The organism is Mycobacterium sp. RTGN4, assembly GCF_033804635.1.
In the GTDB taxonomy this organism is placed as follows: Bacteria; Actinomycetota; Actinomycetes; order Mycobacteriales; family Mycobacteriaceae; genus Mycobacterium.
In genome coordinates this window covers 116,836-136,858 of record NZ_JAPZLB010000017.1, presented here as the reverse complement: position 1 = coordinate 136,858, position 20,023 = coordinate 116,836, and the positions used below count along the sequence as shown (strand labels likewise).

Annotated in this window: 17 protein-coding genes and 1 pseudogene; 10 read left to right on the top strand and 8 right to left on the bottom strand. The window is 66.7% G+C overall.

What is annotated here, in order from left to right; translation table 11 throughout:
• The first annotated feature begins 41 nt into the window (after positions 1 to 41).
• From SLQ30_RS28390 to ectB, 3 genes are read left to right on the top strand one after another with little or no spacing between them, the layout of a single operon-like run.
• The gene (locus SLQ30_RS28390) at positions 42 to 1,610 is read left to right on the top strand and encodes a class I adenylate-forming enzyme family protein (RefSeq protein ID WP_319450039.1); all 1,569 of its coding nucleotides are present in this window, start codon (positions 42 to 44) and stop codon (positions 1,608 to 1,610) included.
• Positions 1,607 to 3,058: an aminotransferase class I/II-fold pyridoxal phosphate-dependent enzyme gene (locus tag SLQ30_RS28385; RefSeq protein ID WP_319450040.1), complete on the top strand. Its 1,452-nt coding sequence runs from the start codon at positions 1,607 to 1,609 to the stop codon at positions 3,056 to 3,058. The genes SLQ30_RS28390 and SLQ30_RS28385 overlap by 4 nt, the downstream gene beginning before the upstream one ends.
• Positions 3,055 to 4,311: a diaminobutyrate--2-oxoglutarate transaminase gene (ectB, locus tag SLQ30_RS28380; RefSeq protein WP_319450041.1), complete on the top strand. Its 1,257-nt coding sequence runs from the start codon at positions 3,055 to 3,057 to the stop codon at positions 4,309 to 4,311. Before SLQ30_RS28385 ends, ectB begins: the two co-directional genes overlap by 4 nt.
• 10 nt (positions 4,312 to 4,321) lie before the next feature.
• Here the strand turns inward: ectB and SLQ30_RS28375 are convergent, their stop codons facing one another.
• The 3 genes from SLQ30_RS28375 to SLQ30_RS28365 all read right to left on the bottom strand — a co-directional run bounded on the left by SLQ30_RS28375 (position 4,322) and on the right by SLQ30_RS28365 (position 8,237).
• On the bottom strand, positions 4,322 to 5,302 hold the full coding sequence (locus SLQ30_RS28375) for a DUF2993 domain-containing protein (protein ID WP_319450042.1): 981 nt from the start codon (positions 5,300 to 5,302) through the stop codon (positions 4,322 to 4,324).
• A gap of 65 nt (positions 5,303 to 5,367) precedes the next feature.
• On the bottom strand, positions 5,368 to 6,390 hold the full coding sequence (locus SLQ30_RS28370) for an NADP-dependent oxidoreductase (RefSeq protein ID WP_319450043.1): 1,023 nt from the start codon (positions 6,388 to 6,390) through the stop codon (positions 5,368 to 5,370).
• An 86-nt stretch (positions 6,391 to 6,476) separates the two neighbouring features.
• Positions 6,477 to 8,237 (bottom strand): N-acyl-D-amino-acid deacylase family protein, encoded by a 1,761-nt coding sequence (locus SLQ30_RS28365; RefSeq protein WP_319450044.1) that lies wholly within the window; start codon positions 8,235 to 8,237, stop codon positions 6,477 to 6,479.
• A gap of 88 nt (positions 8,238 to 8,325) precedes the next feature.
• Here SLQ30_RS28365 and SLQ30_RS28360 point away from each other — a divergent pair, with 88 nt between their 5' ends.
• The 6 genes from SLQ30_RS28360 to SLQ30_RS28335 all read left to right on the top strand — a co-directional run bounded on the left by SLQ30_RS28360 (position 8,326) and on the right by SLQ30_RS28335 (position 15,700).
• Positions 8,326 to 9,684 carry an aromatic ring-hydroxylating oxygenase subunit alpha gene (locus tag SLQ30_RS28360; RefSeq protein ID WP_413468205.1) on the top strand — a complete coding sequence of 453 codons (1,359 nt, stop codon included), beginning with the start codon at positions 8,326 to 8,328 and terminating at the stop codon, positions 9,682 to 9,684.
• Positions 9,681 to 10,307: a TetR/AcrR family transcriptional regulator gene (locus SLQ30_RS28355; RefSeq protein WP_319450045.1), complete on the top strand. Its 627-nt coding sequence runs from the start codon at positions 9,681 to 9,683 to the stop codon at positions 10,305 to 10,307. Before SLQ30_RS28360 ends, SLQ30_RS28355 begins: the two co-directional genes overlap by 4 nt.
• Before the next feature lie 67 nt (positions 10,308 to 10,374).
• A complete protein-coding gene (locus tag SLQ30_RS28350) occupies positions 10,375 to 13,155 on the top strand; it encodes a helix-turn-helix transcriptional regulator (protein ID WP_319450046.1) in 2,781 nt (926 codons plus the stop codon).
• A 111-nt stretch (positions 13,156 to 13,266) separates the two neighbouring features.
• The gene (locus tag SLQ30_RS28345) at positions 13,267 to 13,545 is read left to right on the top strand and encodes a hypothetical protein (protein ID WP_319450047.1); all 279 of its coding nucleotides are present in this window, start codon (positions 13,267 to 13,269) and stop codon (positions 13,543 to 13,545) included.
• A gap of 115 nt (positions 13,546 to 13,660) precedes the next feature.
• Positions 13,661 to 15,289, top strand: coding sequence for a methyltransferase regulatory domain-containing protein (locus SLQ30_RS28340; protein WP_319450048.1), 1,629 nt, complete (start codon positions 13,661 to 13,663; stop codon positions 15,287 to 15,289).
• 165 nt (positions 15,290 to 15,454) lie between these two features.
• On the top strand, positions 15,455 to 15,700 hold the full coding sequence (locus tag SLQ30_RS28335) for a hypothetical protein (protein ID WP_319450049.1): 246 nt from the start codon (positions 15,455 to 15,457) through the stop codon (positions 15,698 to 15,700).
• A gap of 63 nt (positions 15,701 to 15,763) precedes the next feature.
• Here SLQ30_RS28335 and SLQ30_RS28330 read toward each other — a convergent pair whose 3' ends face one another.
• Complete coding sequence (locus SLQ30_RS28330; RefSeq protein ID WP_319450050.1) at positions 15,764 to 16,162, bottom strand: VOC family protein; 399 nt, start codon at positions 16,160 to 16,162, stop codon at positions 15,764 to 15,766.
• 82 nt (positions 16,163 to 16,244) lie between these two features.
• Here SLQ30_RS28330 and SLQ30_RS28325 point away from each other — a divergent pair, with 82 nt between their 5' ends.
• Complete coding sequence (locus SLQ30_RS28325) at positions 16,245 to 16,820, top strand: TetR/AcrR family transcriptional regulator (protein WP_319450051.1); 576 nt, start codon at positions 16,245 to 16,247, stop codon at positions 16,818 to 16,820.
• 31 nt (positions 16,821 to 16,851) lie between these two features.
• Here the strand turns inward: SLQ30_RS28325 and SLQ30_RS28320 are convergent, their stop codons facing one another.
• From SLQ30_RS28320 to SLQ30_RS28305, 4 genes and pseudogenes are all read right to left on the bottom strand, one after another.
• Positions 16,852 to 17,820, bottom strand: a complete 969-nt coding sequence (locus tag SLQ30_RS28320; protein ID WP_319450052.1) for an o-succinylbenzoate synthase — start codon at positions 17,818 to 17,820, stop codon at positions 16,852 to 16,854.
• A gap of 74 nt (positions 17,821 to 17,894) precedes the next feature.
• Positions 17,895 to 18,533 (bottom strand): annotated as a pseudogene (ripD, locus tag SLQ30_RS28315) (NlpC/P60 family peptidoglycan-binding protein RipD); the annotation flags it as partial.
• A gap of 212 nt (positions 18,534 to 18,745) precedes the next feature.
• Positions 18,746 to 19,243: a thiol peroxidase gene (gene tpx / locus SLQ30_RS28310; RefSeq protein ID WP_319450053.1), complete on the bottom strand. Its 498-nt coding sequence runs from the start codon at positions 19,241 to 19,243 to the stop codon at positions 18,746 to 18,748.
• A gap of 65 nt (positions 19,244 to 19,308) precedes the next feature.
• Positions 19,309 to 19,995: an Rv0518 family GDSL lipase gene (locus tag SLQ30_RS28305; protein ID WP_319450054.1), complete on the bottom strand. Its 687-nt coding sequence runs from the start codon at positions 19,993 to 19,995 to the stop codon at positions 19,309 to 19,311.
• Positions 19,996 to 20,023: the final 28 nt, after the last annotated feature.

The following is a 20,023-nucleotide window of genomic DNA, read 5'->3' as shown; positions in this document are numbered from 1 at the left end:
CCGGTCGAGAGCGCCGCGGACCGTTCATCGATGATCGACGCGTGACTGAGACGACGCCGACCATCCCGGCGCTGCTCGCGCGTGGGGCACGCGAGTTCGGCCAGGACACCTACTTGGTGACGCCGACCGACCGGCTCACCTATGAACAAGCCGAAGCGCGTTCGGCGCACGTCGCGTGCTGGTTGCTCGGTGCGGGGGTCGGCAAGGGCACCCGGGTGGGGCTGTTCTTCGCCAACGGCGTGGAGTGGGTGATCTGGTGGTTGGCCGTGTCGCGGATCGGCGCGCTGGCGGTCCCGCTGAGCACGATGTACCCGCCGGCAGAGCTCGCGAAGGTGTTGCGGCTGGCCGATATTGGGCTGCTCGTTGCCCCAAGTCGTGTGCCCGACATCGACATCGACGTTGCTGAGCGGTTGGAGACCGCGTTGCCCGGGCTGTCTGATCAGCAGGCCGGAAGGCTCGCTGTTCCCGGTGCGCCGTATCTGCGGTCCATCGTGCTCACGGGCGATCCGAACCGCCCGTGGGCCACACGCTGGGACGATCAGACCGCAGCGAGCGTGCCGCGCGAGCTACTTGCCGCCGTCGAGGACGAGGTCTCCCCCGCCGACCTGGCGATCATGGTGCACACGTCGGGCTCGACGGCCGATCCCAAGGGTGTGCTGCACACCCACGGGACGCTCTGTCGACAGACCTCGACGTGGCCTAGCGCGATCCGGGCGATCGCGGGTGGGGGTGCCCAGGCGCGGATCTTGTGCGCAATGCCGTTCTTCTGGATCGGCGGGGTGCTCGCGCTGATGGGAGCGTTGCACGAGGCGATCACCCTGCTCGTCATGCCACGGCTCCAGGCCGAGCCGACACTCGACCTGGTCGAGCGGGAACGAGCCACCGGGATCGTCGGATGGCCTGCCTTCACCCAGCGTCTGCGAGAGCATCCGAGTTTCGCCAGTCGTGACCTGTCCAGCGCACCGATGTTGCGTGACGGTCCGTTGGACATTGCGATGACCGACGTGCCCGACGGATTCCCGGTGCACCGCACGATGTCGGAAACCGCTGGCGGGTTCGCGTTCACGGACATTGCCGTCGTGGACGACGACGGCGCACCGGTTTCTGACGGGGTGACCGGCGAACTGCTCGTTCGGGGTATCGGGGTCATGGCCGGTTACAACAAACGCGAACGGTGGGAGACCTTCGATGAGGACGGTTGGTACCACACGGGCGATCAGGTGTATCGACGGCCACCCGACCCGCGGCTGTTCTACGTCGGTCGCACCAGCGAGCTCATCAAGGCGGCGGGCGCCAACGTGTCGCCGCTGGAAGTCGAAGCCGTCATCGCGGGGTTCGACGGTGTCTCGCAGTGCGTGGTCGTCGGCATCGACGACGCCGTGCGTGGGGAGCAGGTCTGTGCCGTGGTCGTGCCGGCGGCGGTAGGGTTCGACGTCGATTCGCTCGCTGCGCGAACCCGCGAGTTGCTGTCCGCCTACAAGGTGCCCACGCGATGGCTGACCGCGACGTCCGACCTGATACCGACCTTGCCGAGCGGCAAACTGGACCGGAAGAAGTTGCGGGCGTTGGTCATAGCCGGAGCGCTTGACGCACATGGAGTGGACGAATGACGAACCAGGCGACTGTGCCGCTTTACGACGCGCTCCGTGCCTTCGTTGAGCGTCAGCAGGCGCCGTTTTACAGTCCAGGGCACAAGGGCGGTCGAACGCTCGATCCGTGGTTCCGCGAGCACATCGCCGAACTCGACCTGAACAACCTTCCCGATACCGACACCTTGCACTGCCCGGAGGGCCCCATCCTGGCTGCCGAGCAACTGATCGCCGACGCGTGGGGAGTTGGTCAAAGCTTCATCCTGGTCGGCGGTTCCACCGCAGGGAACATCGCCGTCGCATCGTCGGCGCTGCGACCAGGCGAGCGAGTCCTGGTCCAGCGAAACGCTCACAAATCGGTCATCGCCGGTCTGATACAGGTCGGCGCGCACCCAGTCTGGCTGGACCCGTTGTGGGACAACCGATTCGGAGTTGCCCACGGCGTGGACGTGGCGGCCGTCGAACGTGCCTTTCGCGAGAGTCACGCGACGGCGCTGTGGGTCCTGCACCCCACCTACTTCGGAACTACCGCGGACATCCGCGCGCTTGCCGCGACATGTGAACAGTTCAGCGCCAGACTGTTGGTCGACAGTGCGCACGGCCCGCACTTCACCTTCCACCCCGACCTACCAGTAGCGGCGGAGCGGGCCGGGGCCACCGCGACGGTGCAATCGATCCACAAGGTGCTCTCGGGTTTGAGCCAGGCCGCCGTGCTGCACGTCGACCCCACTGCGTTGGATCCGGCGACGGTACGCCGCGCGCTACAACTGATCCAGACCACCAGTCCGCACTTCGCCATCATGGCGTCCATTGACCTGGCTCGACATCAGATGGTCACTGCGGGAAGGGAAATGCTCGACCAAGCCCTCGCGCGGGCGCGCCGGACCGCGCTGCGCCTTGCGGGCATCCCTGGCTTGGAGGTGTTGCGCGCCGAACACCTGACCGGAGCCGGGACGGGATTGCATCAGTTGGACGAGACCAAACTGCTGATCGGGACGAGCGGCCTTGCGGGCGACGCCCGTGACATCGTCGCCCGCCTCAATGCGCGCCACGGAGTTCAGCCCGAGTTGAGCGGCCAAGGCCACGTGCTCTGCATAACCACCATCGGCAACACCGACACCGACATGGACCGTTTGGTGTCCGGCTTTGCCGAGGTTGCCGAACACGTCGGCCGCTCGGGTACGCCCGGTCAGGCCACGCTGATCGACGACGTGGTGACCCACCGCCCCGAGCTGGTGTTGACGCCACGGGACGCGTTCTTCGCGGCCGACGAGGACGTACCACTCACCGGTGCGACCGACCGCGTGGCGGCCGAGGTCATCACGCCCTATCCGCCGGGCATTCCGCTGGTGATGCCGGGCGAGCGGCTGAGCCGCGACGTAGTCGACTTGTTGATTGCGCTACGTGCAAGCGGGAACCCCGTCAGCGCAACGGATCCCAGTCTCGCGGTCGTGCGGGTCGTGCGGTGAACGCGCCTTCCGATGACGTCTTCGAGCGGATGGAATCCAACGTCCGCACCTACAGTCGCACCTTCCCCGTCGTCTTCGACCGCGCGAAGGGCGCCTTGCTCTATGACGAGCATGGCAGGGTCTACGTCGATTTCTTCTCGGGCGCAGGCGCGCTGAACTACGGGCACAACCCGGACTTCATCAAGGACCGACTGGTCGCGTATCTCAGCTCCGATCGGATGGTCCACGGGCTCGACCTCGCGACCGTCGCCAAACGTGATTTCCTCGATGCGTTCGAGACCGTCGTGCTGCAACCGCGGCACCTCGACTACAAGGTCCAGTTCTGCAGCCCCAGCGGGGCCAGTTCCGTGGAGGCTGCGATCGCGCTCGCCCGACGGGCCACCGGTCGCATCGGCATCGCAGCCTTCAGCGGCAGCTGGCACGGCATGACCACCGGATGTTTGGGCGTCACTAGCAATCGCGTGCACCGCGCGTCCGCGGGATCACCGCTGCCTCCGGCCACCTTCCTCCCCTTCGACGACGGCCCATACCGCCTGCGAGATTCGTTGGGCTACATCGCACATCTCCTCGAGGACACCAGCTCGGGAGTCGAGCTGCCCGCGGCGATCATCGTCGAGACGATCCAGGCCGAGAGCGGCGTCTACGTCGCATCGACGGATTGGCTCCGTGGGCTTCGGGCGCTCTGCGACCGGCTCGGCATTCTGCTGATCGTCGACGACGTACAGGCGGGCTGCGGCCGCGCAGGCGACTTCTTCTCGTTCGAAGCGGCCGGCATCGTCCCTGACATCGTGTGTCTGTCGAAGTCGATCGGCGGCTACGGGCTACCGATGGCCCTCGTGTTGATGAAGCGGTCGTGTGACGACTGGCGGCCCGGTGAACACACCGGAACGTTTCGCGGCAACCAGTTGGCCTTCGTGGCTGCGACTGCTGCACTGGACCTTTGGCGAGACGACGCGTTCGCGGCGGCGCTGCGGGATCGGTCCGCGCGGCTGGAGTCGACGCTGCGCACGATCGTCGCGCATCGACCGGGGCTGGCGCTGCGCGGGCGCGGGTTCATCTGGGCCGTCGACTTCACCGATGCGGGTGGACCCAGCGCTGCCGAGCACGCCGCACGCTGGGCGTTCGACAACGGTTTGGTGATCGAGCGGTGTGGACGAAATGACGTGGCGCTCAAGGTACTTCCGCCGATCACCATCGACGAGACCGAGATGCAGCGCGGTCTAACGCTGCTTGCCCAGGCGACAGAGTCCTAGTGCGCCACCGTCACAGTCGCGCGAAACACGCGTTGGCGTCCTCCCGCGGAATCGACGCGTTTTCGGTCGAGAACTTTCCGACGACACCGGTACCAGTCACCTCGACGCTGTCGGCGTGAATGCCGAGTGGGTAGTTGTCGTTGAGCTTCTTCGTGAGCCCGTCGAGTGCGGTTTGCACGGTGTCCTTCGCCAGCGGGCCGTTGACCGCGACGACCTGCAGCGCGAGGTCGCCGTCGGTGACGACGGGTTTCGCCGTGACGGTGATGGCCCCGGCCTCCAAGTTGATGGTGCCTGCTGTCGGGTCGGTGCTCACGCCGGTGACCAGAGCGCCGACCACCGGAAGGTTGGCTGCCACGGTGTCTTTGAGCCCGGCCGACGTCCACGTCAACGTCGCGTTCAGCGAGCCGATCGTGCCCTTCGAATCAGCCGAGTCTTGTAGCCGCACGTCCGAGACGGACAGGTCGGCCTTCATGCCCTTGGCGGTTTGCACTTGGTCGCCGTCCGTCGACACCGAGATGTTCGTGTAGTGCCCGGTGAGGTACTGCCACAGCAGCGGCGGGTTCACGCCGAATGATGCCGTCGCGCCGTCCTCGACGACGCATTCGGTGACGGCCACCAGGACGTCGTCCGCCCGGTGCCGCGCGTAGAGCTCGGCACCTGCCAGCCCACCGAACACCACCGCCAGCACGATGACTGCGATGAGGGCGATGGACTTGGGGTCGCGCAGCCAAGAGCGTCGCGGCGGCTCGGGTGCCTTGGGGGGCTGAGTGACGGGGAGCGGCGGCGCGGGTGGCGGGCCGACGGGAGGTCGGGGCCGCGGGATCCTCGTCGTGGGCGTAGCGGCCGGATCACTGGGCGGCTGCGGCGGACGGAATCGTTGGGTCCGCGGCTCGGGCCGACCAGGGCGCGGAAGGCGGGTGGTCGGAGGCTCGGGGCGGACTGGTTCGCCGCGAGCCTCCGGTCGCCTCGGACCCTGCGGCGGGATAGTCACCCGGGTGATTGTGCCTCAGCGCGCTTGCTGGGGCGGGAAGTCAGACCACCAATGCGTACGGACGATCAGGCACCAGACGTCTTGACCACGAGCTTGCCGACGTTCTTCCCGTCGAACAGCATGTTGATCGCCGTCGGCAGCTGTTCGAAGCCCTCGACGACGGTCTCCAGCGGGGTCAGTTTGCCGTCGGCGATCAGGCCCGCGAGCTCGCGGATCGCTTGCGGTGCCTGGTCGAAGTGGTCGAGCACGACGAAGCCTTGCACCGTGGCGCGCTGGACGAGCAGATTCCCGAACGCGCGTGGTCCCGGTGGCGGAGCGGCGTCGTTGTAACCCGAGATCAGACCGCAGAGCGCAACCCGCGCGCGGATGTTGAGGCGCGCGAACACCGCGTCCATGATGTCGCCGCCGACGTTCTCGAAGTCGACGTCGATGCCGTTGGGGGTGGCTTTGGCCAGCTGCTTGCGCCAGTCGTCGGCGCGATAGTCGACGGCCGCGTCGAAGCCCAGCTGCTCGGTCAGCAGTGCGCACTTCTCCGGCCCGCCTGCGATCCCGACCACGCGTGCACCGCTGGCCTTGGCGAGTTGTCCCGCGACCGAGCCGACGGCGCCCGCCGCGGCCGAAACGACGACCGTTTCGCCAGGTTTCGGCTTGCCGATGTCGCGGATCCCGATCCACGCGGTGAGCCCGGTCGTGCCAAGTACGCCGAGGTAAGCGCTCGGTGAAACGCCGGGTGCGACGTTCACCGGCACTAGCGGAATCGGCATCGTGTCCGACGCGATCACGTATTCCTGCCAGCCGACCAGACCCGAAACAGTCTGGCCGACAGGGTGCTTCGGGTTCTTGGACGCCACGACCTCACCGAGCCCGCCCGCGCGCATCACTTCGCCGATGCCAACGGGGGGCAGATAGGTCGGCGTGTCGTTGAGCCACGCGCGGTTGGTCGGGTCGAGCGAGATCCACTCGACGCGCACGAGTGCCTCGCCGTCTCCAAGCTCGGGTACGGGTGCTTCGCTGAGCTCGAACGTGTCGGGGCCGATGCGGCCGGTGGGGCGCTCGCGGAGCAGGAAACGGCGATTCCGATCAGGCATATGCGCACCGTACCCGGGCCTGGTTGACCGCCAAGTGGCTTCGACCGGCGAACTCCGGTGACGGACGATGGAGCAGGCTGCTGACCCTAGCGCGCCCCGCGTACCAAGCGACCGGGGCGCGCCCCGGTATCGACGCCGTCGCGACGGGTCACCACGCCGTTGACGATCGTGGCGCGGTAGCCGGATGCGCCCTGAACGAGCCGGTTTCCACCGGCGGGAAGGTCGTAGGCCATCTTCGGCGTGTGCAGACGTAGCGCGTCCATGTCGATGACGTTGACGTCGGCCCTCTTGCCCACCTCGACGACACCACGGTCGCCGAGCCCGAACAACTGCGCGGTGTCGTGCGTCTGCTTACGGATCAGATGCTCCAACCCGAGCTTGGGGCCGCGGTGGCGGTCGCGGGCCCAGTGGGTCAGCAGGAAGGTGGGATAGGAAGCGTCGCAGATCATTCCGCAGTGCGCGCCGCCGTCGGACAGCCCGACCACACCGGCCGGATGGGTCAGCATCTCGTGAATCGCGTCGCAGTTGCCGTACGAGTAGTTGAAGAACGGCAGCATCAGCATGTTCGTGGCGTCGGCCTCAAGCATCAGGTCGTACAGCGTGTGCAGCGGGTCTTCGCCGCGGTCGGCGGCGATCTTCGCGACCGTACGGTCATCGGTGGGCTCGTAGTCCGGTGGATCGCCGAGGTGGTAGATCCGGCCCAGCGAGTACTGGACGAGTGCGAACATGGCGTCGAAGATCAGGTCCGGGTTAACGGGCAGGTCCTCTTCCCCGAGGATCGCGGCCTTGACCGCCGGCTCGGCGAGCCGGTGCGCAAGTTCTTCGCGGCTGCATTCCGCCTTCAGTCGACGGAAGGTCGGGCGATGGGTGAACGCGTGGTGGCCTGGGAATCCGAAGAGCATCCCGAAAGGACGCGCCGCGATCTGCGGGTATAGCCGACTGCCCGCGGCGTGGGCGGCCGCGGAGATGTCCATCTGCTCGCGCCAAAGCTCCGGCGCGGCGTCGACCTGGATTAGCCCGAAGGAGATCGGTCGGTCGATCTCGGCACCGAGGCGCTGCATCCACTCCAGTTCCTTCTTCGGCGCGATGATGTCCTCACCGGCCACGCCCTGCGGAGCCAGTTCAAAGACCGCCTGACCGCCCGCGGCCATCGCCCTGCCCAGCCCGAAGAGTTCGTCCTCCGCGGCGAAGGTACCGGGCACGGGTTCGCCATCCATGGCGCGGTGTCCGAGCGTGCGCGACGTCGAAAAGCCGAGCGCACCGGCTTCGATCGCCTCGCGCACCAGCCGGCCCATCGCCTCGATGTCGTCGGGTGTCGCGGGCTCGTTGCGGGCACCGCGCTCCCCCATCGCGTACGCGCGCACCGAGCCGTGGGCCACCTGGCTGCCGACGTCGATGGCGTACTGCCCTTTACCGATGACATCGAGATACTCCGGGTAGCTCTCCCAGCCCCAGGTCATGCCCTCAGTGAGTGCGCTGCCAGGGATGTCCTCCACGCCCTCCATCATCTGGATCAGCCACTGCTCGGATCCGGGCCGAACCGGCGCGAAGCCGACACCGCAGTTGCCAGCGACGACGGTGGTGACGCCGTGATTGCTCGATGGCTCGAGCAGGCTGTCCCAGCTGACCTGACCGTCGTAATGCGTATGGATGTCGACGAAGCCGGGAGCGACGATCTTGCCCGTCGCGTCGACGGTCTCGGTGGCCTCCCCTTCGAGTGGCGCATCGCCTGGCCCGCGGCGACGTACCTCGACGATCCTGCCGTCCTTCACGCCGATGTCCGCTGCGAAACGGTCTGCTCCCGTTCCGTCTACGACGGTTCCGCCAGTGATCTTGAGGTCGAACACGATTACTCCCTCGGATGCCGAGCCAGCCGCTACTGTGGCCAATGTAACACCGTTACAGACCGGTGGCGCCGACTTGGGAAGGCGAATCGTGACGCATACAGCGCAGGCCGGCAACCCGGCTCGCACCCACCGCGAGGATGCGATCGGGACACCGCCGCAACGCCCCACCATGGTGCCGACGGAGCGGTACTACTCGCCGGCGTTCGCGCGCCTCGAGGTCGAGCGCTTGTGGCCCAAGGTGTGGCAAGTCGCGTGCACGGTCGACCATGTTGCCGACCCAGGTGATTGCTTCGAATATCGTTGCGGCCCATACTCAGTGCTCGTCGTGCGAGGCGACGACGGCGAGCTTCGCGCGTTCCAGAACGTCTGCAGGCACCGGGGCAACACGCTGTGTTCGGGCGCGGCTTCGGGATTGCACGAATTGAAGTGTGGCTACCACGGTTGGACGTGGGAGTTGTCCGGGGAGCTCAAGCGGGTGCCCAACCGCAAGGGTTTCGGGGCGCTGCCGATGTCCGACCTTCCGCTGCTCGCGGTGAACGTCGACGTCTGGGAGCGACTCGTCTTCGTCAATCTCGACGTGAACGCGATGCCACTGGCCGACTACCTGGAGGCCATGCCACAGGACATCGATTGGTGTGGACTGGGCGACTTCCGTTGCTACGCAACGATGACCATCGAGGTCGACGCGAACTGGAAGACGATCGCCGACGGATTCAGCGAGACTTACCACATCCAGACGCTGCATCCGGAGCTACACCGGTGCATGGACGACGTGTACGCACCGCAGACGATCTGGGGGCATACGGGCAAGTCCGAACAGCGGTACGGGATGCCCAGCCCTCACATCAAGGAGACGCTCACCGACGCTGAGGTGTGGGACGCCTACGTATGCACCCAGGGTGCGCTGATGGGGGTGGTCGATGGCACTCCGTTCCCGCTCGATCAGGGTGGCCCCGATCAGTCCGTCGACGAGGTGATCGCTCAGCGGACAAGGGCTTTCGCCGCCGAACGCGGTGTCGACCTGAGCTGGGCCAGCACTGATCAGATGATGCGATTGCACCAGTACAACGTGTTTCCCAACATGACGCTGCTGACCAATGCCGATCACCTGACCGTCATGACGGCACACCCTGGGCCCGACCCCGACCGCGGCGAACTGGTGATGATCTTGTGGATGCGGATGCCTCCCGGTGCGCCGCGTGGCAAGCCTGCCGACGTGAGGATGAAGGCCGACGAGGCGCATCCAGGTCTGGTGTTGACTCAGGACATCACGGTGCTGCCCGGACTTCAGCGCGGTCTGCACCAACCGGGACTCACCCACCTGGTGCTGTCCAACGAGGAACGTCGAGTCATCAACATGCATCGCAACCTGGAGCGCTATCTGCAACTGCCAGAGTCGGATTGCCTCACCGGAGGTCAGCCCTCCGATTCATCGGCCGCCGTGTGAGCCGCAATCAGGAGCCGGTCGACGCCGAGTCGGTCCTCGACACGGCGGCTCGGCTCATCGAGCGCGACGGTGTCGATGCCTTCACGATGCGAGCGCTCGCCGAGCAACTCGGGGTTGCCGTCACGTCGATCTACTGGCACGTCGGAGGGCGAGACAAACTCTTCGACAGCCTTGTCGACCGTCTGCTGAGCCACATGGCGCACCTTCCGGTCGACGGGGACACTCCCGTCGCTCGCATTGCCTCACTTGCCCGTTCCCAACGAAGGACGCTGATCGAACGGCAGCACCTCCTTGGCCTCGCGCACGATCGCGACCGAACCCCGCAGCTGTTCCTGCCGATCCAGCAGACGTTGGCAGTGCAGCTGGCCGAACTCGACGTGACGGGATCCGATGCCGCGCTCGTCCTTCGCGCGATTCAGGTTCACGTCATTTCGTCGGCGGTCATGCAGTTCTCGGCTGTCCGCGGCGACAAGCACGACGAGGAGGATCCCTCGCTATGGTCCGACGACTGGCCCGACCGGGCACTCGTCGACGCACTCCGATCCCCGACCGACTACGACGCGGTGTTCGAGTACGGGCTGGACGCACTCCTGGCGTCGCTGCGAACCCGCGGGCAGGCCTAGCGCCTCGTTCTCATCGCAAGGACCTGGACGGTAAGTTGCTCTCTGAAATGGGACGCGGGAGTAGCTGATGCCGAGCAGAGGTCGCGGTCCCGTGCTGCTCGGTCGGGCCGCGGAATGCGAAGCGCTGCGGAGCCTGTTGGCGACGGCCCGATCGTCGCAGAGTCAGGCGATCGTGCTGCGTGGTGAAGCGGGCGTCGGCAAGACCACGTTGCTCGACTACGTGTTGGAGGAGTCGAACGGATTCCGGGTGGCGCACGTGGCGGGCGTGGAATCCGACATGGAACTCGCATTCGCCGGACTGCAGCAGCTGTGTGCCCCGCTGCTGGATCACCTCGACGAGCTGCCGGAACCCCAGCGCGAGGCGTTGTCGGTGGCCTTCGGTCGCGGTGTCGGACCCACTCCCGACCGGTTCCTGGTCGGGTTGGCCGTGCTCAGCCTGTTCGCGGCCGTTGCCACGCGACAGCCTCTACTTTGCGTGGTCGACGACGCGCAGTGGCTCGACCAGGTGTCGGTACAGACAATCGGCTTCGTCGCGCGCCGCCTGGTCGCCGAACCTGTCGCCGTGGTCTGCTCGGTACGCGACGGCGGCAAGGAAGTCTTGGCAGGTCTGCCGGAACTTCGGCTCACTGGGCTGTCCGACACCGACGCTCGCGAGCTACTCGACTCAGTGATGTTGGCGGGCATCGATCCCCACGTGCGTGATCGCGTCGTCGCGGAGACGCGTGGCATCCCGCTTGCGCTGCTCGAAGTCCCGAGAAACGTGTCAGCTGCCGAACTTGCCGGCGGATTCTGGAACGCGAGTGGGCGTCCCTCGGCGGGACGGATCGAGGACGGCTTCGTGCGGCGCATCGAGGACCTGCCGGAGCCGACCCGACGGTTGCTACTCATCGCGGCGGCCGAACCGGTGGGCGACGCGGCATTGTTTGTCCGCGCGGCGGAACATCTCGGCATTCCCGTCGACGCGCTGGCACCTGCCGAGGCTGCGGGCGTCATCGAGTTCGGTCCGCGCATGCGCTTCCACCACCCGTTGATGCGGTCGGCCGCGTACCGCGCGGCCGACTTGAACGAACGCCGCGTGGCGCATCGCGCGTTGGCCGAGGTGACGGATCCGCAGTCCGATCCGGACCGAAGGGCATGGCACGCAGCCAATTCCATGGCCAGCCCCGACGACGTGGTGGCCGCCGAGTTGGAGACTTCGGCAGGCCGTGCTCAAAGCAGAGGCGGGGTGGCCGCGGCAGCCACCTTTCTGGAGCGGGCGACGGTGCTCACGGCGAACCCGGCGCTGCGCGGCGCAAGGGCGATCGCCGCGGCGCAGGCCAAACGTGACGCCGCGGCTCCGGAAGCGGCATACGAGCTTCTCGCGATCGCCGAACTGGGCTCGCTGTCCGACCTCCAGCGGGCCCAGGTGGTCCGGATGCGCGCCCAAATGGAGTTCGTCAGAAGTCGTGCGGGCGAGGCGGGTGCCCCGAAGACAACTGAAGCCGCGGCTCAACTACTCAGCGCGGCAAAGGGGCTCGAAGGCCTCGATGACGAGCTGGCGCGGGAGACCTACCTCGAGGCGCTGACCGCGGCCATGTACGCGGGCCGGCTCGGCGAACCAGGCAGCCTCGCAGAGATCGCCACTGCCGCGCGCCGGGCGGTCGATCAGGTGGCGGAATTGCAACGGCCCATCGATTTTCTGTTGAGCGGCATGGCAAGTCGGATCCTCGATGGCCCCGGCGCAGGGTCAAGCCACCTGCGCTCCGCTCTGGCGCGATGGACCGACTACGCGCGAAACGACGATGGCGAACCGGTGTGGCCGTTCCCGATAGCGCAGGAATCCGCCGCGCATGAGCTGTGGGACGACGCGGTGCTGCAGCAGATCGCCACCGACACCCTGCAGCGTGCACGTGACACCGGCGCGCTGGCGGTGATTCCCCCAGCACTCACCTATCGGGCCGGCGTACACATCTATAGAGGCGAGTTGCCAACGGCGGCTGGGCTTATCGACGAGGCGACCACGATATCCGCATCGACGGGGTCTACCCCGGTGAAATATCACTCGTTGAACCTCGCGGCGTGGCGGGGCAGCTCCGCAGATGCGGTCCTCCTGATCGGGGCGGCCGCCACGGACGGAATCGCAAGGGGCGAAGGACGATTGGTCGGGGTGAGCAAATTCACCGCCGCCGTCTTGTTCAACGGCCTCGGTCGGTACGAGGAGGCGTTCGCGGCTGCCCGTGAGTGCTGCGAGTACGAGGACCTTGGCTTCCACAGTTGGTGCCTCTACGAACTCATCGAATCCGCTGCCCACTTGGGCGATCGGGAGTCCGCCAGCTCAGCCCTGCCGCGGTTCGAGGAGCGAGCGAGCGCGGGCGGAACCGATTGGGGGTTGGGCGCGGTGGCGAGTGCGCGCGCATTGCTGGCCTCCAACGAAGATGCCGAAGGCTTGTTCGCGGAAGCCATCGAGCGGCTCGAGCGCGCGAACATCGTGTTGCACCTGGCGCGCACCCGCTTGTCCTACGGGGAGTGGCTGCGGCGGGTGAATCGCCGACTGGATGCTCGCCAGCAGCTCAATGTCGCTTACGAGATGTTCACCAAGATGGGCGCCCAGGGCTTCGCCGAGCGGGCCAGGCGCGAAGTGCTCGCAACCGGCGAGAAGGTGCGCAAGCAGCCGGTCAGATCCGGTGATCAGCTCACGCCGCAGGAGTCGCAGATCGCCCGGATGGCTGCAGATGGACTGACGAATCCAGAGATTGGCGCGCAGTTGTTCATCAGCGCACACACGGTCGAATGGCACCTCAGGAAGGTCTTCGTCAAACTCGACATCACCTCGCGTAGGCAGCTTCGCACCGTGTCGTGGGCGAGTTAGAACTGCGAATGGTCACTGCCACGAGGAGGCACTACGCTCTCGGAGGCCGGGTTGGCCGATCGAACACCTCGTCGCTTATTGCGGCCGCTACGGGAAAGAGCAGCGCACTTCATGACCGGATCGCAACGCGCAGCACGGATCTTCTTCGCCAGCACCATCATTGGCGCGTGCGCGGTGGGCCTGGCGGGCCAGTCGCAAGCGGAGCCCGGCGGGTGCGACCCGATGGCTCGATCGATGACGCCGCACCAACCCTCGGCGTGTGACGCACCGCCCGCTCCCCTGCTGGATGCACCGCCTGTTGAAGAAGCGCCGCCTGCTCCCCTGCCTGCCGAAGTTGCACCGCCCGCTCTGCTGCCTGCCGAAGATGCACCGGTGCCCCCGCAGGCCTAGCCGGCTGGGCTTACCGAACGGAGCGAGTAGCCAGCCTGCCCCGTCCCGAGTCGACGCAGAGCCTGTGATCGAATGACGACGACCAGCGACGGCGGTTCGATCAGGGGAATGGGCATTGACGCGACCGACTGACCACGTCCGTGGCAGTACCGACGCAGTCGAGGGGCTGCGTGCGGACTACGACGCCACGCCGTACACCTCGAATTCCTTCCCACAGTCTGCACCGGGACAGCTCGCCGCGCTTGCGCACCTGTTCGGCTTGGAATCCCCGAACGTGTCCACCGCACGGGTACTCGAAATCGGCTGTGCTGCAGGGGGCAACCTGATTCCCTTTGCCGCAGCCAACCCGCGGGCGCGCGCCGTCGGCATAGACCTGTCGCAGGTGCAGATCGATCAGGGCCGCGCCCGAGTCGCGGCCTTGGGGTTGGACAACCTGGACCTGGTCACAGGCGACATCGCGCGGATGGAGCTGGCCGCATTGGGTCAGTTCGACTTCATCGTGGCGCATGGCGTGTACAGCTGGGTGCCGCCCGAGGTGCAGGACGTCCTGCTGGCGTCCTTCCGCGCGCTGCTGGCCCCCGAGGGCGTGGCCTACGTGAGCTACAACGTCTATCCGGGATGGAAGTCCAAAGAGGTGGTGCGCGATGCCATGTTGCTCGCCAGCGGGACCAGCACGAGCCCGGACGAGAAGGTGCGCGAGGCGCGCCGCATGGCCGACTTTCTCGACGAGGTCGCCCCTGCCGACAGCGTGCTGGCGAGCGTGCTCGCTGTATCCAGAGAGCACGCGCTAGGTTTCGGGGATTCCTTCCTGCTGCACGACGAACTCGCAACGTTCAACGCCCCGTGCTATTTCTACGAGATGCTGGGACGCGCCGGCGGGCACGGCCTCACCTATCTGGCGGAGGCGCACCCCGAGACGATGTTCCCCGGCAACTTCGGACCCAAGGTGGCCGAATATCTGAACGCCAAGTGTGGCGGCGTCCAAGTTCTGGTCGAGCAGTACCTGGATTTCGTACTCAACCGCATGTTCCGGGAAACCCTGCTGGTCCACGCCGAACGTGCACCGCAACTCCGCCACGGCCCGGACCGAAGCCGTTACCGCGCCTTGCACGTCGCGGCCTGGGTGCCGCCCGTCAACGAACCGACTCGGCTCGATCACTCGCGCCAGGAGTACGTGGTTTCCGACGCGACCTTGTTCACCAACGACCCCGGGGTCAAGGCCGCCATGGATGCACTGAGTGCGCGCTGGCCGTGGACGCTGTCGAGGCAAGAGCTGGTCGATGCCGTGCACGCGCGGCTCGAATCCGCGGGGTTCGAGCCCAGTGCCGACGTCGCCGACCACGTCGACGACTTGATGGGCGTACTGATCGTGCAGGGCGTGGCACGGTTCCGCTTGGACCCGGTGCTGCCGGAATGCTCGCCGGCGCGGCTGAGCCTGGACGAGCCGGCCAGGCGGATGGTCGAACTGACGCGTCGACAAAGCGAACCGTCGACCTTCAACCTCTGGCACGAGACGGTTCCGCTGACCCCACTCGATACCCACCTGTTGCCACTTCTGGACGGAACGCGTGACCGCGATGCGCTGGTGGAGGCGCTGCTGACGAGCGTGCGGGCGGACCCAGCCCAAGTCGACGACGACGATGACCAGGTGCTGGGGGATGACGAATTGCGCGCCGCCGTAACTCAGTACGTCGACGCAACGCCGCAACGCCTGGCCGAGCTGAAGCTGTTGCGCATCGGCTGACGTCAACTGCGCGAACCGTCGAAAGCGTGCTCGTCGACGCCGAACGGCGCTGACGGGTTAGGCTAGCCGCGGTCGGACGAATCGTTTGGAGAGTCAATGGTTAGCGTGAAGCGCGGAATGCTTGTCTTCGCATGTGCGGCGGCATTCGCTGCGTCGCCTGTGGTCATGGCTTCACCGGCCGCAGCCAAGGACTGCCCATGGGGCACCGTGCCCACCAAGTTCGACGGGGTGTGCGTCCAAGGCCAGGCGGGTGGCTTCGGTGCGCCAGGCCCGGTCATTCCACCGCAGGCAGGGCCGGTGGGGCCCTCGATTAGCCCGAGTCCGGGAGGGATCGGGTCGGTGAACGGCATTCCGTGCACCCCCGAGCACTACGGCACTTGCTACGGAATGATCCAAAACGGCGGAGGTTAACCTCGGTCCTCCATCGGCGCGCTTAGCGCGGGCCGATGTGCTTGCGGCTCAGGATCATTCGGTTTAGGTATCGAACTTTGCGCGCGCTTCCTCCGTGACCGGAGTGAAGAAGTTGACCAAGTTTCCGTCCGGGTCGCGGAACAGAATCGAGCGGTTGCCCCACGGCATCGTCGTCGGTGGCTGAACCCACTCGCTCACGATCGGCTTGAGCCGTTCGTATTCACCGTCGACGTCGTCGACCTTGAATTCGATGATGACGCTGTGGTTGTCGGCGGGGCGCGCGGAGTCCTCGCCGAACAGCTGGGTCGTCTGGGTGTGGCCTATCGCGAGGATGAATGACGGCAGTGCCAGCTCGGCGAAGACGGGCGGATAGCGCACCGCTGCCACACCGGTGACCTGCTCGTAGAACTGCACGACGCGCTCGAGGTCATCAGTGATCATGCGAATGGACACGAGCTCCATAGGTGGCTTCCCTTCGTGGTGTGATTGGACTGGAGTAGTAACGCTACGAAACAGTAGCGTAGCGGTATGACAGAATCCGTCTATGCCGACTCAACCGGGCGAAGGCGGGCTGGACGGACGGGTGCAACGCTCGCGAGAGCGGGTGCTCACGTCCGCCTTCGAGCTACTCGGCGAGAGTGGCGTGAGCGGTTTCACCATCGACGAAGTGGCGCGTCGCTCGGGTGTCGCGAAGACCACGATCTACCGTCACTGGCCCTCTCGAGAGGTCTTGGTGGTCGAGGCCGCTTCCCGGATCAGCGCCGCGGTCGACGTTCCAGACACCGGCTCCGTGCAGGGTGACGTGAGGGTAATCCTCAACAATCTCGGCGGCCTGCTCGGCACGGCCCGGTGGTCTTCGGTGGTGCCGTCGATCGTCGACGTCGCCGAACGCGACCCCGAGTTCGCCGCCGTGCACGGCAGGATCCAGCGCGGGCATGCCTCCCCGTTGCGGGAAGTGCTCATGCGTGCGGCAGATCGAGGCGAGTTGCCTGCGACCACCGACCCCGCACACGTGATCTCAGCGCTGATCGGTCCGCTGTACTACCGCCGATGGTTCAGCCGCGAGCCGATCGACGAGCAATTCGTCGCACGGCTCGTCAGCGACGTGATCGGTGACTGACGTCGGTCCGGCCGATGCACCTGAGGTCGGGCTACTCCCCTGCGACTAGGTTGGCGCGCAACAGCTTTCGCCACCAGGCCAGCCGTTCGGGGTCGGTGAGCGCATACCGCGCGACGAGCTCGTCATCCGGCGCGGGAGGCATGGGTGCCACCGGAAGACATCCATCGGCGGGCAAGAGCGAACGCGCCGCGTTGACGACGTCACCCGACATCAGCAGTCTGGTGCCCAGCGCGCACGCGAAGGGCAACTCCGGCAGCGCGCCTGCCACGGCCAGTCCGGCGGCCAGCCCGATGCTCGTCTCGTGCGTCGACGACACCACACACGGCAGCCCGATTCGCTCGCCCACCCTCAGCGCGCGGCGAACGCCACCCAACGGTCCGCTCCTGAGCACCGCCACGTCCGCGGCATCCGTTAACCGATCCGTCGCCTCGTCGGCGAGGTGGCTCGCCACGTCCGCGGCGATCCGTACGTCGAGCCTGCGGCGCAGCGCCGCCGAGTCCGCCAACGTGCGGCACGGATCCTGTACGTACTCGAGCTCGCCGACCGCGCGCACCATGGCGCCGATCGCGTCCACGCCGGTGTCAACATCCCACGCGCCGTTGGCAATACACCTGATTGCAGCCTGGGCGCCAAGTGCGTCGCGCACCGCCTCCAACCGCGCGATGTCGTCGGCGAGCGAATCCGGCCGGTCGGCGACGACGACGTCCGCCGTACCGCAGCCGGACCGTGTCACCAGTTCGTGCGCCGCCCCGGGGTCGACTGCGGGCACGGTCACGCTGATGGGTATGCGACCACGCGTGGTGTCGGGCCACCCGACCGTGCCCGGCTCGGTCGCGGCCGTCAGCCACGCTGCGACGTCCTCGTCGGGTAATGGACTGAACTCGCCCCACCCCTGCGGCCCTTCGAGCAGCATGCCTTCGCGAATGCTGGTGTCACCGGACCGGTTCACGGTCGGTATCGCGAAGGCCAGTGCGCTGTCGAAATCGATCAGGGTCCTCATTTGACTCAAAAGCTATCCGACGCCGACTGGACGCCGTCACCCGACGGTTCGGTGTTCGCGCCGGCCCGTCAGGAGATGATGCGAGCCAGGTACGGAGCCATGCCGTTGGTGCGGACCGGTGAAACCTTGACTACCGGGTCGGTGGCTTCCAACATCTGTCCGTTTCCGAGGAACATCGCCACGCTCTTGGTGCCGTCGGGACCGTAGAAGATCAAGTCTCCGGGTAGCGCTTGATCGGGTGTGACCTTCCAGCCGACCTTGTATTGCTCGCCAGACGAACGCGGCAGCTTGAGCCCGACGCCCGCGTAGGCGTACACGATCAGCCCGGACGCATCGAAACCAACGACGTTGGCGCTGGGATCAGGTGCGGACTGCAACCCCGGAGTGGCGAACCCCGGCGTGGAGAGTGCCTGAGGGGTGAGCGTGGGCGCGAGGCTGAGGCCCGTCGCCGCGTCGGGAACGACGGCTCCCGGCACCACGGCGTCCGGAACAACGGCACTCGGCAACGGCACGGAGGCCGGCCGCTGCGATGGCCCCGACGCGTTGCCGCCGCCGTAGGTGTACGGCACCCCGCGCTGCGCGAGGGCGCGCGCGATCACCGAGTCGACGGCCTGTTGATGACCTGCCGGCCGTGTCGACGGGTCAGCGGTCGCGACCCCGGGGGTCGCCGCCACAAGGGCAAGTCCGAGTACGAGGGCGTAAATGCGTTTCATCTGATGTCAACTTCTCTCCGACCGCGGTCCGAAGGCCGCGGTTTTGGCTGACGCTCCTGTCGGCGTCAGTCACCAGAAACACTTTGACATCGTTAGCGGTAGATCGCCCAATTGCTGCTTGGTGCAAGGCCAATGAGTTGCCGTACCGTGGCCGAACGGTGACCGCTGGAGTGAGTTCGAGGCTCGTCCGTCGCTCGATGTGACGCGGGTCGCTACGCCGTCAGCGCGGCCAGTGCGGCGTCGTAATTCGGCTCGGTGGCGATCTCGGGCACCAGTTCGGAGTACGCGACGTTTCCGTCGGCCCCGATCACGACGACGGCCCGGGCCAGCAGTCCCGCGAACGGTCCGTCGGCGATGGTGAGGCCGTAGTCCTTGCCGAAGCTGTCGCGGAACCCCGATGCGGTCGCGACGTTCTCGATGTCCTCGGCACCACAGAAGCGCTTCTGCGCGAAGGGTAGATCGTTGGACACGCACAGCACGGACACCCCGGTGCCCGCCGCGCGCTCGTTGAAGGTCCGGACGCTGGTGGCGCACACCGGGGTATCCACCGAGGGAAAGACGTTCAGCAGCACGGGCTTGCCCTTGAACTGCTCGCTGCTCACCGCGCCGAGGTCGGTGCCGGTCAGTGTGAAGTTGGGTGCCGGGGTGCCGACGGCGGGTAGTTCGCCGCTGGTGTTGATCGGATTTCCGCGCATCGTTATCTGTGCCATGCGGACAGTCTGCCAACGTCGGCCCGAGCACGTGGGACGGGGGTGACCGTCTGGTCGGGCGGAGCTCAAACCCGCTTCGGCAATTGGGCGTTGATGAGCGGCGCGATCTTGTTCGCCATGTACGCGTGCCCGGCGTCGGTGGGGTGTACGCCGTCCGGACCGATCAGTTCGGGGCTGCCGACGAACCAACGCTCGGCAATGGGATCGACGAAGGTAGCGCCCTCGGCCCGCGCCACGGTGGCGAGCACGTCGCGAATGGTGGTGACGACCGGCGGCACGTCGGCGGTCGGCCACGGTGGCCCGATGACCAGTAATTGCGCTTTCGGTGCCACGCGCCGCGCCACCTCCAGCGCATCATGGATGACGCCGAACATCACGGCAGGGTCCACGGGCTGATCGTTGCGCGATCCGTAGAACACCACCAATGCGTCATCGGGGCGGATGACGCGGGTGGCGAGTCCGGCGAAGATGTTGCCGTGGTCTCCGGGCATGCCATAGCCTGCGCCCCCCTCGGCGGCGACGTCCGGCGCGATCTGGACGCCCTGGCGCGCGAGCTGCTGCCATGCGCGTGAGGTCCATGTCTTGGAGCCTTGGCCGCCCTCATCGGTGCCCGTGGTGTACGAGTCGCCGATGACCGCAACGCGGGTGAGCGGGGTGTCTCTGCTCGCGAGTACGTAGTCGGCTGCAGGCGTTGGCCAGGCCACCGCGGGCATGAGGACAAGCGCGATGATGAACGCGGCCACCCGATTCACTGCAACCTCCAAGGAATGCGAGCCCCGC